18 protein-coding genes are annotated in these 13,700 nt (G+C 59.8%); 8 read left to right on the top strand and 10 right to left on the bottom strand.

Annotated features, from left to right (window positions below; translation table 11 throughout):
• Positions 1 to 39: 39 nt before the first annotated feature.
• The 4 genes from JXR15_RS17575 to JXR15_RS17560 are packed head-to-tail and all read right to left on the bottom strand — an operon-like array spanning position 40 to position 2,673.
• On the bottom strand, positions 40 to 993 hold the full coding sequence (locus JXR15_RS17575; protein ID WP_422054499.1) for a 2-hydroxyacid dehydrogenase: 954 nt from the start codon (positions 991 to 993) through the stop codon (positions 40 to 42).
• Positions 990 to 1,331: a tRNA-binding protein gene (locus JXR15_RS17570; protein WP_422054498.1), complete on the bottom strand. Its 342-nt coding sequence runs from the start codon at positions 1,329 to 1,331 to the stop codon at positions 990 to 992. The genes JXR15_RS17575 and JXR15_RS17570 overlap by 4 nt, the downstream gene beginning before the upstream one ends.
• Positions 1,324 to 2,139 carry a pyrroline-5-carboxylate reductase gene (gene proC, locus JXR15_RS17565; protein WP_422054497.1) on the bottom strand — a complete coding sequence of 272 codons (816 nt, stop codon included), beginning with the start codon at positions 2,137 to 2,139 and terminating at the stop codon, positions 1,324 to 1,326. Before proC ends, JXR15_RS17570 begins: the two co-directional genes overlap by 8 nt.
• Before the next feature lie 33 nt (positions 2,140 to 2,172).
• Entirely contained in the window at positions 2,173 to 2,673 is a 501-nt protein-coding gene (locus tag JXR15_RS17560; RefSeq protein ID WP_422054496.1) for a YbjN domain-containing protein, read from the bottom strand.
• A 252-nt stretch (positions 2,674 to 2,925) separates the two neighbouring features.
• Between JXR15_RS17560 and JXR15_RS17555 the strand changes: the two genes are divergently transcribed.
• A complete protein-coding gene (locus tag JXR15_RS17555) occupies positions 2,926 to 3,759 on the top strand; it encodes a PhzF family phenazine biosynthesis protein (RefSeq protein ID WP_422054495.1) in 834 nt (277 codons plus the stop codon).
• A gap of 67 nt (positions 3,760 to 3,826) precedes the next feature.
• Here JXR15_RS17555 and JXR15_RS17550 read toward each other — a convergent pair whose 3' ends face one another.
• A complete protein-coding gene (locus JXR15_RS17550) occupies positions 3,827 to 4,072 on the bottom strand; it encodes an accessory factor UbiK family protein (protein WP_299425247.1) in 246 nt (81 codons plus the stop codon).
• Between the two features lie 90 nt (positions 4,073 to 4,162).
• On the opposite strand from JXR15_RS17550, the gene lgt reads away from it, so the two are divergent.
• From lgt to JXR15_RS17520, 6 genes are all read left to right on the top strand, one after another.
• Positions 4,163 to 5,068, top strand: coding sequence for a prolipoprotein diacylglyceryl transferase (lgt, locus tag JXR15_RS17545; RefSeq protein WP_422054494.1), 906 nt, complete (start codon positions 4,163 to 4,165; stop codon positions 5,066 to 5,068).
• Positions 5,065 to 6,123, top strand: coding sequence for a class I SAM-dependent methyltransferase (locus JXR15_RS17540; protein ID WP_422054493.1), 1,059 nt, complete (start codon positions 5,065 to 5,067; stop codon positions 6,121 to 6,123). The genes lgt and JXR15_RS17540 overlap by 4 nt, the downstream gene beginning before the upstream one ends.
• On the top strand, positions 6,120 to 6,878 hold the full coding sequence (gene pgeF / locus JXR15_RS17535; RefSeq protein WP_422054492.1) for a peptidoglycan editing factor PgeF: 759 nt from the start codon (positions 6,120 to 6,122) through the stop codon (positions 6,876 to 6,878). Before JXR15_RS17540 ends, pgeF begins: the two co-directional genes overlap by 4 nt.
• Before the next feature lie 153 nt (positions 6,879 to 7,031).
• Positions 7,032 to 7,172: a hypothetical protein gene (locus JXR15_RS17530; protein ID WP_422054491.1), complete on the top strand. Its 141-nt coding sequence runs from the start codon at positions 7,032 to 7,034 to the stop codon at positions 7,170 to 7,172.
• A gap of 220 nt (positions 7,173 to 7,392) precedes the next feature.
• Complete coding sequence (gene purE, locus JXR15_RS17525; protein ID WP_422054490.1) at positions 7,393 to 7,884, top strand: 5-(carboxyamino)imidazole ribonucleotide mutase; 492 nt, start codon at positions 7,393 to 7,395, stop codon at positions 7,882 to 7,884.
• Positions 7,877 to 8,947, top strand: a complete 1,071-nt coding sequence (locus tag JXR15_RS17520) for a 5-(carboxyamino)imidazole ribonucleotide synthase (RefSeq protein ID WP_422054489.1) — start codon at positions 7,877 to 7,879, stop codon at positions 8,945 to 8,947. The genes purE and JXR15_RS17520 overlap by 8 nt, the downstream gene beginning before the upstream one ends.
• Here the strand turns inward: JXR15_RS17520 and JXR15_RS17515 are convergent.
• The 3 genes from JXR15_RS17515 to JXR15_RS17505 form a co-directional block, all read right to left on the bottom strand.
• Positions 8,944 to 9,408: a GNAT family N-acetyltransferase gene (locus JXR15_RS17515; RefSeq protein WP_422054488.1), complete on the bottom strand. Its 465-nt coding sequence runs from the start codon at positions 9,406 to 9,408 to the stop codon at positions 8,944 to 8,946. The genes JXR15_RS17520 and JXR15_RS17515 overlap by 4 nt on opposite strands.
• A gap of 68 nt (positions 9,409 to 9,476) precedes the next feature.
• Positions 9,477 to 10,616, bottom strand: coding sequence for an alpha-D-ribose 1-methylphosphonate 5-triphosphate diphosphatase (locus JXR15_RS17510; RefSeq protein WP_422054487.1), 1,140 nt, complete (start codon positions 10,614 to 10,616; stop codon positions 9,477 to 9,479).
• Positions 10,613 to 11,485, bottom strand: a complete 873-nt coding sequence (locus JXR15_RS17505) for an esterase/lipase family protein (RefSeq protein ID WP_422054486.1) — start codon at positions 11,483 to 11,485, stop codon at positions 10,613 to 10,615. The genes JXR15_RS17510 and JXR15_RS17505 overlap by 4 nt, the downstream gene beginning before the upstream one ends.
• A 73-nt stretch (positions 11,486 to 11,558) precedes the next feature.
• Here JXR15_RS17505 and JXR15_RS17500 point away from each other — a divergent pair, with 73 nt between their 5' ends.
• On the top strand, positions 11,559 to 12,026 hold the full coding sequence (locus JXR15_RS17500; protein ID WP_422054485.1) for an NUDIX domain-containing protein: 468 nt from the start codon (positions 11,559 to 11,561) through the stop codon (positions 12,024 to 12,026).
• A gap of 31 nt (positions 12,027 to 12,057) precedes the next feature.
• On the opposite strand, the gene JXR15_RS17495 is transcribed toward JXR15_RS17500, so the two are convergent.
• Both JXR15_RS17495 and JXR15_RS17490 read right to left on the bottom strand, forming a co-directional pair.
• Positions 12,058 to 12,891 carry a DMT family transporter gene (locus tag JXR15_RS17495; protein WP_422054484.1) on the bottom strand — a complete coding sequence of 278 codons (834 nt, stop codon included), beginning with the start codon at positions 12,889 to 12,891 and terminating at the stop codon, positions 12,058 to 12,060.
• Between the two features lie 184 nt (positions 12,892 to 13,075).
• A complete protein-coding gene (locus JXR15_RS17490; protein WP_422054483.1) occupies positions 13,076 to 13,633 on the bottom strand; it encodes a chalcone isomerase family protein in 558 nt (185 codons plus the stop codon).
• Between the last annotated feature and the right edge of the window lie 67 nt (positions 13,634 to 13,700).

Here is a 13,700-nt window from a genome sequence, read left to right as displayed (position 1 = left end):
GGACTCCCCCGAGATATTTCTGGTCAAATGAAGGGGGGGTTAGACCAGATTGGGCGGGGTTTCACCCTGCTCATAGGCCAAGAGATTGTCCACCGCCATCAGGCCCATATCTGTGCGCACTTCCAACGCCGCCGTGCCGAGGTGCGGCAGCAACGTGGCGTTGTCGAGTTTGCGCAGGGCATCCGGCACCCGCGGCTCAAATTCGTACACATCCAGCCCAGCGCCACCAATTTCATTGTTTTGCAGCGCTGTGATGAGGGCGCTTTCTTTCACCACTTCGCCGCGCGAAATATTGACGAAATGCGCGTGGCTTTGCATCACGCCAAAGATCTCCCCATCAAACAAATGCTGGGTCTCCGCACCGCCCGGCACCGCCGCAACCAGCACATCCACCTGCGCCGCCAGCGCCATCAGATCCTCAACCCGCTCCGCCGCGAAGGGCAGCGCCTTTTCTGAGCGGTTCCAATATTTCACGGCCATGCCAAAACCATAGTGACAGCGTTGCGCAATGGCCTGACCAATGCGGCCCATGCCGGCGATGCCAACGGTCTTGCCGCTAACATGCATGCCCAACATCTGCGTCGGGTGCCAGCCTTTCCACTGCCCCGCGCGCACCAGCCGCTCGCCTTCGCCAGCCCGCCGTGCGCTCATCAGGATCAAGGTCATGGCCACATCCGCCGTGGCCTCGGTCACGGCCCCGGGTGTGTTGCTCACCAGCACATTGGCTTTGGCGGCGGCCTCCACATCAATGTGATTGTAGCCCACCCCAAAGTTGGCCAGCAGTTTGCAGCGCGGCGCGGATACATCGGCAAACACCTGCGCATCAAACGCATCGCCCAGGGACGGCAACACCAAATCAAAATTGCGCAAAGCATCGCGCAACTCATCACTTTGCATCGGCATGTTGTTGAGCCGCACCGTGGTCTGGAACGACGCACGAGCTTTTTCCAAAACCGCATCTGGCAACGGGCGCGTGATCAAAAGGCTTTTCAATGTAGACGTCCTCCATTTGGGACCGACCCATCCGGGCCTATCAATGTGATCTCGCCGGTCTCATCCGGCAGGCCAAGGACCAGCACCTCGGACATGAACTTTCCGATTTGACGGGGCGGGAAATTCACAACCGCTAGCACTTGTTTGCCCACCAAACTGGCCGGATCGTAGTGCGCGGTGATCTGGGCAGAGGTTTTGCGTGTGCCAAGCTCTTCGCCAAAATCCACCCAAAGCTTGATCGCCGGCTTGCGGGCCTCCGGATAAGGCTCCGCCTGCACAACCGTGCCAACACGCACGTCGACTTTCAGAAAGTCATCAAAATCAATGGTGTCAGCCATTGCCCAACTCCCGGCTGCGCTCCGCTGCGGCCCCCACAGTTTTGATCATCAGCGGCGGCAGGCCATCGGAGGTGTCCATCAACACCTCAAGCCCGGCCTGCGTGGTGCCATTTGGGCTGGTCACATTCACCCGCAATTGCTCCGGTGTGTCCTCAGCAGTCTCTGCCAGCGCCCCTGCCCCCGCCACGGTGGCTTTGGCCAAGGCCATCGACAACTCCGGCGACAGGCCTTGTGCTTCTCCAGCCGCCGCCATGCATTCAATCATGTGGAAGACATAGGCCGGTCCCGAACCGCTCAGCCCAGTGACCGCATCCATCTGGCCTTCGTTTTCCAAACGCACCACTTGCCCCACCGCTTTTAACAAGCCTTCAGAGGCGTCCAATCCAGCCTGACCGGCAGGTCCGTTGCCAACAATCGCGGTGATGCCTTTGCCCACCGCCGCAGGCGTGTTCGGCATGGCGCGCACAATTGGTGTCTGCGCGCCCAGCATGTCTTCATAGGTCGCGATCGAAACACCTGCCGCGACCGACACAAATAAGGTCTCACCATTGCCCATGGCCGCCAGAACCGGCAATGCCTCCGCCATCATCTGAGGTTTCACGGCAATCAACACCACCGCTGGCGCCGCTGGCAAATCCGCGTTCACATGCACGCCGCTGCCTTGCACCCAGTCGCTCGGAAACGGGTCTTGCACCCACACGCTGCTGGCGGGCAATCCATCCGCCAACCAGCCTTGCAGCATGGCGGACCCCATCTTGCCACAGCCCAAGAGTACCAAGCCACGTTTGGCCACATCTTTAATGGTCATGAATGCCCCCTCCGATCCTTTTGGGGGCAAGTGTTACGCCCGCCCGTAGGCCTCTGCAATGGCAACTTGCATCGCATCTTTCACAGTTCGTTCGCCCCAGACCACAAGCTGGAACGCTGGGTAAAACCGTTCAGAATTTTGAATGGCCTCTCGGATCAATGTGTCGATCTGATCCGGGCTGGCAACTTGACCACCGGTCAACACCAAACCATAGCGATAAATCATCAACTGCTGTTTTTCCCAAAAGGTAAACGCCCCCGCCCAGCACTCATCGTTGACCGCATTCAGCGTCTCGTATAGCGCGGGCAGACGCTCTTTTGGCGGCTCTGCCTCGTGAGAGCACACAAGCTTCAAGGTCTCATCATATGCCGACCAGGCCAAAGTGATGGAGTAGGTTTTCCACTGACCTTCCACTTCCATCGCGATCTGATCGTCCGCAATGCGCTCAAAGGTCCAATCCCGCACGCCCGCAATATGCTCAACAATGTCGATTGGATGCAGATCTTCCTCGAGAAACTGCTCTGATAATGCCATGGCGCCACCTCATTTGTTATCGCGTTTAGGGAGTGGCAGCTCCCTAACGCTTGGTGTCTGCTCTAAGACCTGTGGATAACTCCACGTTCATTACAACATATGGTGGTGGGCAAGGAGTCGCCTGTAAAGCAAAATATCTGTGGATAACGCAATAAGTTGTGGATTAAACTGTGTTAAGCACAAGTCTTCGTCCTTTGGTCGCAGGCCCAAGGAGAGACTTGCCCTCCCCTCCCCTTTTCCTATGATTTTTCCATGACCAACGTTTTCCCTTTTGCCCAGGTTGATGTGTTTTCCGAGCAGGCCAGTTACGGCAACCCGCTCGCTGTAGTGGCCGATGCCGAGCGGCTCAATCAAACGCAGATGGCGCAGTTGAGCCATTGGACCAATCTCAGCGAGACCTGCTTTCTGTTGCATCCCACCGAAGAACAGGCCGACTACCGCGTGCGGATCTTCACCCCGCTGCAAGAATTGCCTTTTGCGGGGCATCCAACGCTGGGCGCCTGCCACGTCTGGCTGGCCCAAGGCGGGCAGCCACAAGGCGACGACGTGATGCAACAATGTGGCGCCGGCTTGATCCACATCCGCCGCGACAAGGGACGCCTGTTTTTCTGCGCCCCGCCTTTGCGGCGCAGTGGGCCGCTTGAGAACGACCTAAGCGAACGCGTCGCAGCTGCGCTTGATTTATCACCTTCGGACGTTGAAGCCGCCGCTTGGGTCGACAACGGCCCCGGCTGGGCCGCGTTGTTGCTCAAGGATCGTCAAACACTGCTTCAGGCCAAACCAGACTACGTCGCCCTCAAAGGTATGCGCGTCGGCTTGGTCGCCCCGGTGGGAGAAGACGGCCATGGATTTGACTTCGAAGTCCGTGCCTTCTCGGCAGGCGGCTTTGAAGATCCCGTCACAGGTAGCCTCAATGCTGGCATCGCCCAGTGGCTGCTGGGGGACGGCATTGCAACAGGTGATTATATCACCGCGCAAGGCACGCTCTTGGGCCGCAAAGGTCGGGTGCATGTGCAGCAAGACAGCGGTGAGATTTGGGTTGGTGGCGCGGTTCAGGACGGCATCACCGGTGCCCTAAAACTATAAGCCCCATAACAACAAAAAAGGCCAACCCCAGGGTCAGCCTTTCCTCACATCATCCTGTCAGCGTGCCTCAGCCCGCTTTGCCTTCCAGCGCCTCAATCCGCGCTTTCAGGGCTTCGTTTTCCTCGCGGGCTTTCTGTGCCATGCCACGCACCGCATCAAATTCTTCGCGGGTGACAAAGTCACGATCCGCCAACCAACGATCCATCAACGACTTCATCGCGTTGTCGGCCTCGTCTTTGGCGCCCTGAGCCACACCCATGGCGTTGGTCATCAACTGAGACATGTCGTCCATGAATTTGTTCCGGGTTTGCATCGCTCTCTCCGCTTTGTGATCCTGACTGCCTATATGGGCACCATCCCGCCCAGACACAAGGTTGACTTTGTCGCAAGGGAAAGGCCACTTGTGGCGCAAACACTCGCGCAATGGAGCAGTCCCATTCAGTTCCCAAACATCTCGCCGGAAATCTTCACCATCTCCGCCTTTGGCATGGAATTTGCCCTGCGCTGGTACGCCTTGGCTTATATCGTCGGCATCCTGATCGGCTGGCGCATTGTGGTTGCCACCGTGAACCGTCCCGCGCTTTGGCCCAAGGACACCGCCCCCATCACCGTGCGCCAGATCGAAGACCTGCTCACTTGGGTCATTCTTGGCGTGATCGCCGGCGGCCGCCTTGGCTACGTGCTGTTTTACAAACCCGCCTTCTACCTCGCCAATCCTGGCGACATCATCCGCATTTGGGACGGCGGCATGTCGTTCCACGGCGGCATGTTGGGTGTCATCGTGGCGGGCTGGCTCTATTGCCGGAAACATGACCTGATCAAATTACAAGTTGGCGACGCCATGGCGCTTGGCGTGCCGATCGGCCTCTTCCTCGGTCGCATTGCAAACTTCATCAACGCTGAGCTTTGGGGCCGCCCAACTGACTTGCCGTGGGGCGTGGTCTTCCCTGGCCATGCCGCACAAGACTGCGGCCAGCTGCTCGCCCTCTGTGCCCGTCATCCCTCGCAACTTTATGAAGCCCTGATGGAAGGCCTGATCCTCGGCGTGGTGATGCTCTACCTCGCCTACCGTCGTGGCACCTTGAAAGCCCCCGGCACCATCACCGGCACCTTCTTTGTCGGCTATGGCTTGGCCCGCTTCATCGTCGAGTTCTTCCGCCAGCCGGACGCGCAGTTCATCTCTGAGGGCAATCCGCTCGGCCTCGCTCTGCAATTTGGCGGCTACGGCTTCACCATGGGTCAACTGCTATCCCTGCCGATGATCGCCCTTGGCGCCTATCTGATCCTGCGCGCCAAACGCCACCCATGAGTGACCTGACCCAACATCTATTGGCGCGCATCGAAGCCCACGGCCCCATGACCGTTGCTGATTTCATGAGTGACGCCCTGCTGCACCCCACGTTGGGCTACTACACCACACGTGATCCGCTGGGCACCGAGGGCGACTTCACCACTGCGCCGGAGATCAGCCAGATGTTTGGCGAACTTGTCGGCCTCGCGCTGGCGCAAAGCTGGCTCGACCAAGGCGCCCCCGCGCCTTTCACACTGGCCGAACTTGGCCCCGGTCGCGGCACACTTATGGCCGACATCCTACGCGCCACCCGTGCCGTGCCTGGCTTCCATGCCGCCGCTCAGATCCACCTTGTGGAAGCCTCCCCAACCCTACGCGCCAAACAATGCGAGACCATCGCGGTTGACCTAACGCACCACGATACAGTGGATACCTTGCCACTGCAGCCGCTCTTTCTAGTGGCCAACGAATTCTTCGACGCACTGCCCATCCGTCAATTCCAACGCGGCCCGAACGGCTGGCACGAACGCCTGATTGCCATGCGCGACGGCGCCCTGACTTTTGCATTTGGTCCCGAACTGCCGCAGCCACAGCTCGAGCATCGTCTTGCCGACACAACGCAGGACATGATTGTCGAAACTTGCGCGCCTGCTTTCTCAGTGGCGTCAGAGATCGGCACCCGCATCCGCGATCATGGCGGCACGGCGCTCCTGATCGACTACGGCGACTGGCGCTCAAAGGGCGACACCCTGCAGGCCCTGCAAAACCACGAATACTCAAACCCGCTCGCCGCCCCCGGCGACGCCGACATCACCGCCCATGTGGACTTTGAAGCGCTCGCCGAAGCCGCTCCCTGCGCCCACAGTCAACTCACTCCCCAAGGCGTATTTCTCGAAACCCTCGGCATCACCCCCCGCGCCCAGGCCCTGGCCTCCCGCCTCACGGGCGACGCCTTACAATCTCACATTGCCGCCCATCGCCGCTTGACGCACCCCGAGGAAATGGGAAACCTGTTCAAAGTGCTCGCGCTCTATCCGGAAAGCGGCACCCCTCCACCAGGATGCACCCTATGACGCTTGAGATTTTGACCTCAGACCTGCTTGCCCCCGTGCGCCACGGTTTCTTCACCCGTCGCGGCGGCGCTTCATCTGGCGTCTTTGCCGGGCTGAATTGCGGCATCGGCAGCTCCGATCAGTCCGAGATTGTCACCATCAACCGCCAGCGTGTCGCCAGCGCCATGGATGTGGAGCTGTCCCATCTCGCTGGCGTGCATCAAATTCACTCCGCCGACGTGGCCACAATCTCCGCCCCGATCGAAGGCGAGCGCCCCCGCGCCGACGCCATCGTCACCGCGACACCTGGCCTGGCCCTGTCGATTCTCACCGCAGATTGCCAACCCGTGCTATTTTCCGACGCCAACGCAGGTGTGATTGGCGCCGCCCACGCCGGATGGCGCGGCGCATTGGATGGCGTGCTCGACGCCACACTAGACGCCATGGAAGCCCTCGGCGCCTCTCGTGCCAACACCCACGCCGTCATTGGCCCCTGCATCAGCCAAGAGGCCTACCAAGTTGGCCCGGAGTTTCTGGATGCGTTCCTCAGCAAAGACGCCAGCAACAGCCGATTCTTCCAAGATGGCGAAGGGGACCGTAAACTCTTCGACCTGCCCGCTTACGGCCTGCATCGTTTACACGCCGCAAACATTGGCAAAGCCGAGTGGACGCGGCATTGCACCTATTCTGACCCGCACAAATTCTACTCTTACCGGCGCACAACCCACAACAAAGAGGCCGACTACGGCCGCCTGATCGCTTCTATCTGCCTGTAAATAAGAGGTTTTCGGAAATACCGCAGATTTGTCTCTCTATTTTCCTCAAATCTGACCAATCCTGCCGCATCTCTGCCCCATTTCGACACGAGACTGATCTCAAGTTGGAAACAATGGTCCCCAAGAGACCAAGACATGCCAAGGAGAGCAGACATGAAATCCCAGAGCCGCTTCGTTAAATCCGTAGTTGCAGCATCCCAAAAAAACGCGCCACAAATGCCATGGGCCCGTGGCACACGCCGCGCCGCTTTCATCGCAAAGCGCAAAGGCGTAACGCTGAAGCAGGCGGCCTAAAAGCCCCCCAAAGCACCCGCCACACCTCGTATTTCCGCAAAGCATCTTACAATTTGGCAGGGTGCTTTTGCGTTTTTTAAGCAGCTAGCACTTGCACCGATGCCGCAACCTGAAGCACTTCGGGCAGGTCGTTTGGCAATTTTGCGGATCCAACCCGCCGCATTGCTTAAATCCATGAACCGTCTATAACGCGATCCAAATTCTCATCTCAGAGGCGCATATGACGGACACACCTCAAGTTGGAATCATTATGGGCAGCCAGTCTGACTGGCCCACGATGAAAGAAGCAGCCACCATCCTTGAAGAGCTGGGCATTTCTTACGAGAAAAAGATTGTCTCCGCCCACCGCACCCCAGACCGCCTCTGGACATATGGCAAAGAGGCCGCCGGTCGGGGCCTTCAGGTGATCATCGCAGGCGCGGGCGGCGCAGCCCATCTGCCCGGCATGATGGCCTCCAAAACCCGTGTGCCGGTGGTGGGCGTGCCGGTGCAAACCCGCGCACTTTCCGGTGTCGACAGCCTCTATTCCATTGTGCAGATGCCCAAAGGCTTCCCGGTTGCCACCATGGCTATCGGCGCCGCTGGAGCCGCCAACGCGGGCCTGATGGCCGCTGGCATTCTGGCGCTGCAAGACGCCGATCTGGCCGAACGTCTGGACGCCTGGCGCGACGCCCTCTCCGCCTCCATTCCGGATGAACCGCAAGATGACTGACGCGCTTAAACCCGGTTCCACCATCGGCATCCTTGGCGGTGGCCAACTTGGCCGCATGCTGTCCGTCGCCGCCTCCCGTCTCGGCTACAAAACCCACATCTTTGAGCCCGGCGCCAACCCACCTGCAGGTGAGGTGGCCAATGCCGTCACCACAGCCTCTTATGAGGACACCGACGCCCTGCGCGCGTTTGCGGCCTCTGTGGATGTCATCACCTACGAGTTTGAAAACATCCCCACCGCCGCGCTGGACATTCTGGAAAGCCAGAAGCCGATCCGTCCCAACCGCGAAGCACTGCGGGTGTCCCAAGACCGTCTGACGGAAAAGACCTTCCTGCAAGAGCTTGGCCTGAAAACTGCGCCATTCGCAGACGTGAGTGACGCCGACAGCATGGCCCAGGCCGTGGCTGAAATCGGCGCACCAGCCATCCTAAAAACCCGTCGCTTCGGCTATGACGGCAAGGGCCAAGCCCGCCTGAAAACCGCTGCAGATGCCGACGCGGCTCTGGCCGATATGGCAGGCTCTCCTGCCCTGCTGGAGGGCTTCGTCGAGTTCTCCCACGAAGTCAGCGTGATTGCCGCCCGCGGTCTGGACGGTCAGGTAGCCTGCTTTGATCCAGGCGAAAACGTGCACAAAGACGGCATCTTGGCCACCACCACTGTGCCCGCCCGCCTCTCCGCAGGCCAGCGCATGGACGCAGTTCTGCTCGCCGCCAACATCCTGAACAAACTGGATTATGTTGGTGTGATGGGCGTGGAGCTCTTTGTCACCAAAGACGGCCTGATTGTGAACGAAGTCGCCCCGCGGGTGCACAACTCCGGCCACTGGACGCAAAACGGCTGCGCTGTCGATCAGTTTGAACAACACATCCGCGCCGTCACTGGCCTGCCGCTGGGCGATGGTCAGCGGCACAGCGATGTGGTCATGGAAAACCTGATTGGTGACGACATGGATCAACTGCCCGCGCTGCTGCAAGAGCGCGACACCGCGGTGCATCTCTATGGCAAAGCGGACACCAAAGCGGGCCGTAAAATGGGCCACGTCAACCGCATCAAACGCGATTAATCCCGCATATCCAGCAAAAACCGGCGGAAGGTCTGCCCACCATAGTGGACCTCCCCCACCTCCTTTGCGCCCATCCGCGTCAAAGCCTTCACCGACCGCCGGGTTGGGGCCAGCAGAAACTGCACCGTTTCAATCCGCGCATCCTCCCGCGCAAAGGCCAGCGCCTGCCGCGTGATCGCCAGCCCTTGCCCAAAGGCCGCAGGCACAAGCACCAGCCCAAAATCCCAAACATCCTCTTCTTTCTCAAAGCCACCCCAGCCGAGAAAAGTGTCACCTTGCCAAATCGCCCAATGGCCCAGCCTGTCCTGCGCCCAGCGCTGCGCCTTGACGTTTAAAAACGCCTCCACGTCAAACGCGCCATCCAACAGCGGCAAATGCTCCGCCACCCGCGCATCCGCCATTTGCGCCGCTAAAACCTCCCGCGGCACCGTTTGCAAATCCCCGAACTCAAAATCTCGCATGGCATACCACCTTCACAGTCACCAAATATCCTGGGGAGTCACCGCGCCGCGGTGACGGGGCAAAGCCCCTACCCCATAAACCGTGCAGCCGCATCGCCCGCCATAAAGCTTACGTGACCGCCAACCAAAGTGGCCCCGATACGACCACTCTCCGCATCCAAAATCACCAGGTCCGCGCGTTTGCCGGGGTCCAATGTGCCGCGATCCGACAATCCCAACACCTCAGCAGGCTTGGCCGACACCAAGGCCCAGGCCTCTGCAAACTCACAGACACCATCCTCCACCAGTCGCAGCACCGCCTGCCGTGGCGCGGGATAGTGGTAATCAGACGCCAAGCCATCCACCAATCCCGCCGCAACCATCTCCGCTGCCGAAACCTTGCCGGAATGGCTGCCGCCGCGCACCACATTGGGCGCGCCCATCACCACCGGATCACCCGCCGCCTTGGCCGCCTCAGCTGCCTCTAAAGTCTCGGGGAACTCACTGATCGACAAACCACAGCCCCGCCAGGTCTCCCGCGTCGCTGCGCTGTCATCATCATGGCTGCCCAGCTTCACGCCTTTCTCCGTCAACCGCGCCGCCAGCCGCGCCACCGCTTCCGGCACAGACTCCGTGACCGCATGCAACGCCTGTAGCAACGCCAGATGCGCCTCCGGACTGCGCCCGCTTTTGAGCGCCTGACCGGTCAAACGTGGCGGCTTCTTTCCCTTGGCCAAAGCCCCATGTGGCAAATGATCGTTGAACACCACATAGGGCACGTCAAACGCGGCCACCGCCGCCTCAAACGCGGTGTAATCCTCCAGCAAATGGCTCTCAAACCGCAGCTGCACCAACATCTCCGTGCGCAGCCCTTCTGTTGCCGACAAAGCCTCTAAAAACCGGCGTGCAAAATCTGGCGAGCGCATCCCGCCTTCCCAGCTCCAGAACTGCGCCAGCACCGCTGTGGTGATCCCATTGGCCGCCAGTTCCGCATCCACAGACACCAGCCCGTCACCAAGGTTTTTCATCGCCCCACGCCGTGGCGCCAGATGCCGCTCAAACCCGTCGCCATGCAGATCAACGATACCCGGTAGAATGTGATACCCGCGCAGGTCCACCGCCCGCGCGCCGCTTGCCTCCCCAATCTTGCCAGCAACAATTCCCAGCGGTCCTTGTGCAAACCCATCGGGGCGCAGCACCTCTGCGCCTTGCAAAACCAAATCCGTCATTTGTCGCTCACACCATGCTGTGCTGCACTGCCTGGCCCCAGGATCTCGCTCCAAATCCGGTCCCACAAGTCATCTTCTTTTTCCGCCTCCGGATCCCCATCCACGTCGATGATCCGCTGCAATTCCCGCAGCGTGGCATCCGCGTCCCCCCACTCCAGATCATGGTCAAAGGCACCGTTTTCCAAAAACTCACGCACCTGCACAATCACCATCGGATTGTTCATCATAAACGTATGAGTCACTGGCAGCACAATGTGGTCCGCCATGCCCTCCACCTTGGTGCTTTCCACCGAGACCTTGCCGTCATCCGGCCCGGCAATCAGGCTGCTGTAATAGGGGTTGAGCGACTTGTCTCCGGCAATCACCCCCAGCTCAAAATCCACCGGCGGCAGGTTCGCAGGCAGCCCATCGGTGCCAAGCTGCATCCCCGCCGGGCCGTTGAGCCAGACAAACGGCTCCAGATAGCTAAATTCATCCACCAATTCCGAGCCTTTGTTGGGTGGCCCCAACATCACCACACGGCCAAGCTCTGGCGGGCGGTGGTTCTCAAACCATACGCGGGTCAGAATACCGCCCATCGAGTGGGTGACAAAATGCACTTTGGTCCAGCCACATTGCGCCACCGCCTTGGGCAGCGTCATATCGGCAAGGCTTTCTATCTCTTTCTTTGTCGAAGGATATCCCAGCCGCACCACTTTGTAGCCATAGCGCTCCAGCGCCAGTTCCATCAAAACAAAGGAACTCTCAGAACGCGCCAACCCGTGCAGCAGGATCACACAGTCCTGCGGCGCGGCCTCTGCCTCCGCCGTCTGTTGCTCTGCCAAACTCTGCGTGCCTAGCCCCAAAGCCAGCACCGCTGCTATTTTCAAAAATCGAACCATAGACTTGAGATAGGGCCTAAGGGGGGCCTACAAAAGCAAAAACGTTTCAGAAAGCGGCCCAATGGCAACCCCTCGCCCACCAAAGTCGCGCCCCTTGCGTCTCGCCGCCCGCGCCGTGATCCTGCATGAGGACCGCCTCTTGCTGGTCAACGCTTACCCCGATCACAAAGGCGCGCTCTGGTGTGCGCCCGGTGGTGGCGTCGAAAAACACAGCAGCCTGGCCGACAACCTGATCCGCGAAGTGCACGAGGAATGTGGTCTCACTGTCTCGGTTGGCGCTCCCTGCCTGATCAACGAGTTCCACGATGAGGAGAGCGATTTTCATCAGGTCGATCTGTTCTTCCGCTGCACCATCACAGATGGAGCGCTGGACGAAAGCTGGCAGGACCCGGAAAAAATCGTCTCCAAACGCCGTTTCTTTAGCCGCGCGGACATGGACCAGATTTCCTATCGCCCGCTCAGCCTGCCGGACGCGGCCTGGGGTGACGGCGTGCACTACGACTCGTTAGAACCGTTGTTGAAGTTCTAAACAACGGGCCTGCGCGCCCCGGCAAAATGCCTCACACCTTGCGCATCGACACCATCACGCCGCCAATCACCAGCACCGCCGCGCCCATAAAGCGCAGTGTCAGCGGCTCACTCAAAAACGCCATGCCGCCGGCCATCGCGATCACCGGCACAGACAATTGCGCCACCGCTGCCCGACTCGCGCCCAATCGTGGCAGAATCGCATACCACAACGCATAGCCCAGCCCCGAGGTCACCACGCCAGACACTACCGCCAACGCTACGCCCTCCGCTGGCATCTTCATGTCCACGCCTAGCGCTGCGCCCAGCACCAAAGCCACCGGTGCCGCCAAAATGAAATTCATCGCCGTGGCTTGCGTCGCGTCCACCTCTTTGCGCCCTTGCAATGAATAGATGCCCCAGCCAAGCCCCGCGCCCGCCATCATCGCCACATGCGCACCCGAAATCGCGGGGCCACCGGTCGGCGCCAACAGCCAGACCAATCCGCCCAGCGCCAAGGCAGCGCCCAACCATCGCGACATCGGCACCTCTTCGCGCGCCACCACTGCGCCGCCAAACATGGTGATCTGCACCACGCCAAACAGCACCAAAGCGCCCAAGCCCGCGTCCAAGCCCCGATACGCCAGAGAAAAGCCGAATATATAAGCCAGCAACCCCGCCACAGCGACACCGCGGCCCACACCGCCCAGCGCAAAGCCACGCTTCTGCCAGGCCACAAGAACTGTCAGGGCCAACGCCCCGCTGACCAGCCGCACCACGCCAAAGTCCACCGCCTCCATACCCGCGCCACTTACGGCAGCGCGATTGAGGACAGAGTTCGCGGCAAAGGCCGTCATCGTCACAGCGGTCAATAAGAACAATTTCATGAAGTCTTACGTGACACGTGTGACCCGGCGGAGCAAGCAAGCCGGGTCACACGCTTGCCTCCGCCTGAGAAGGACCAAACTCTAAGGCGGAGACGGTTGGCCGGTCAGATAATTCACGCTCTACTCCGTGCACTGCGAAAAGCGAACCACAGTGCTGGGGATAAGGGTAGATCCGGAAAAAGCGTTACTTCTGACTGGCCAAAACCTGTTGCGCAAAGCCGCGATCCCGCGCCTTGTCGCTCAACCAGATCGCCATATAGCGATCCCGAATGCCCTTGTGCTGTAGCGTGCAGGTGCTCTTTCCATTCACCCAAAACTTCAGGGCATTTCCCCCTTTGGGCGAGGCTACGATCCGGTCGCCTGACTGAATATCGCGATAGCAAGCGTTCAACTTTTGTTGAATTTGCCCGTGGTCGGATCTCTTTCCTTCAATCCGAGCCATCTCGTCCATGCTGGCCTTGAGCAGGATTTTGCGTTTGATCTTTCGGGCGTATTCGATCTCCAGCGCGTAAGACCCGTTGCGGTCAAACCCCTGCCCCTGTGGTGCAAACATTTGCGCATCATAAACCTTGAAACCCAGCCATCGGAATTGACCCGCACCCAATTCTTGTGGCTGACCCAGCAAGCTGCGTACTTCCGGGGCCGGAGTTGCAGGATTGGCCGACGCACTTGCCGCCCAGCCCAACATCACGGCGCCACTCAGCAACGCCATCAGAACCCGTTCGCGTATTGGCAATCTCATATGCATCCGGCCCGCGCCTCCCGTCGCATTTCAGGATGAATTGCATAAGATACGCAGCAAAACGGCG

Origin of the sequence: Shimia sp., assembly GCF_049116215.1 — a bacterium.
Classification (GTDB): Bacteria; Pseudomonadota; Alphaproteobacteria; order Rhodobacterales; family Rhodobacteraceae; genus Shimia.
The sequence above is the reverse complement of the archived record's forward strand: the minus strand, read 5'-3'. Positions and strand labels throughout refer to the sequence as shown.

Bases quoted from the DNA above. Each gene is read 5' to 3' on its own strand.
- JXR15_RS17530 (WP_422054491.1), top strand. From the start codon at position 7,032: ATGAAATCCCAGAGCCGCTTCGTTAAATCCGTAGTTGCAGCATCCCAA.
- proC (WP_422054497.1), bottom strand. From the start codon at position 2,139: ATGACCATTAAAGATGTGGCCAAACGTGGCTTGGTACTCTTGGGCTGT.
- JXR15_RS17540 (WP_422054493.1), top strand. From the start codon at position 5,065: ATGAGTGACCTGACCCAACATCTATTGGCGCGCATCGAAGCCCACGGC.
- pgeF (WP_422054492.1), top strand. From the start codon at position 6,120: ATGACGCTTGAGATTTTGACCTCAGACCTGCTTGCCCCCGTGCGCCAC.
- JXR15_RS17560 (WP_422054496.1), bottom strand. From the start codon at position 2,673: ATGGCATTATCAGAGCAGTTTCTCGAGGAAGATCTGCATCCAATCGAC.
- JXR15_RS17500 (WP_422054485.1), top strand. From the start codon at position 11,559: ATGGCAACCCCTCGCCCACCAAAGTCGCGCCCCTTGCGTCTCGCCGCC.
- JXR15_RS17555 (WP_422054495.1), top strand. From the start codon at position 2,926: ATGACCAACGTTTTCCCTTTTGCCCAGGTTGATGTGTTTTCCGAGCAG.
- JXR15_RS17490 (WP_422054483.1), bottom strand. From the start codon at position 13,633: ATGAGATTGCCAATACGCGAACGGGTTCTGATGGCGTTGCTGAGTGGC.
- JXR15_RS17495 (WP_422054484.1), bottom strand. From the start codon at position 12,891: ATGAAATTGTTCTTATTGACCGCTGTGACGATGACGGCCTTTGCCGCG.
- JXR15_RS17515 (WP_422054488.1), bottom strand. From the start codon at position 9,408: ATGCGAGATTTTGAGTTCGGGGATTTGCAAACGGTGCCGCGGGAGGTT.
- purE (WP_422054490.1), top strand. From the start codon at position 7,393: ATGACGGACACACCTCAAGTTGGAATCATTATGGGCAGCCAGTCTGAC.
- JXR15_RS17550 (WP_299425247.1), bottom strand. From the start codon at position 4,072: ATGCAAACCCGGAACAAATTCATGGACGACATGTCTCAGTTGATGACC.
- JXR15_RS17570 (WP_422054498.1), bottom strand. From the start codon at position 1,331: ATGGCTGACACCATTGATTTTGATGACTTTCTGAAAGTCGACGTGCGT.
- JXR15_RS17510 (WP_422054487.1), bottom strand. From the start codon at position 10,616: ATGACGGATTTGGTTTTGCAAGGCGCAGAGGTGCTGCGCCCCGATGGG.
- JXR15_RS17520 (WP_422054489.1), top strand. From the start codon at position 7,877: ATGACTGACGCGCTTAAACCCGGTTCCACCATCGGCATCCTTGGCGGT.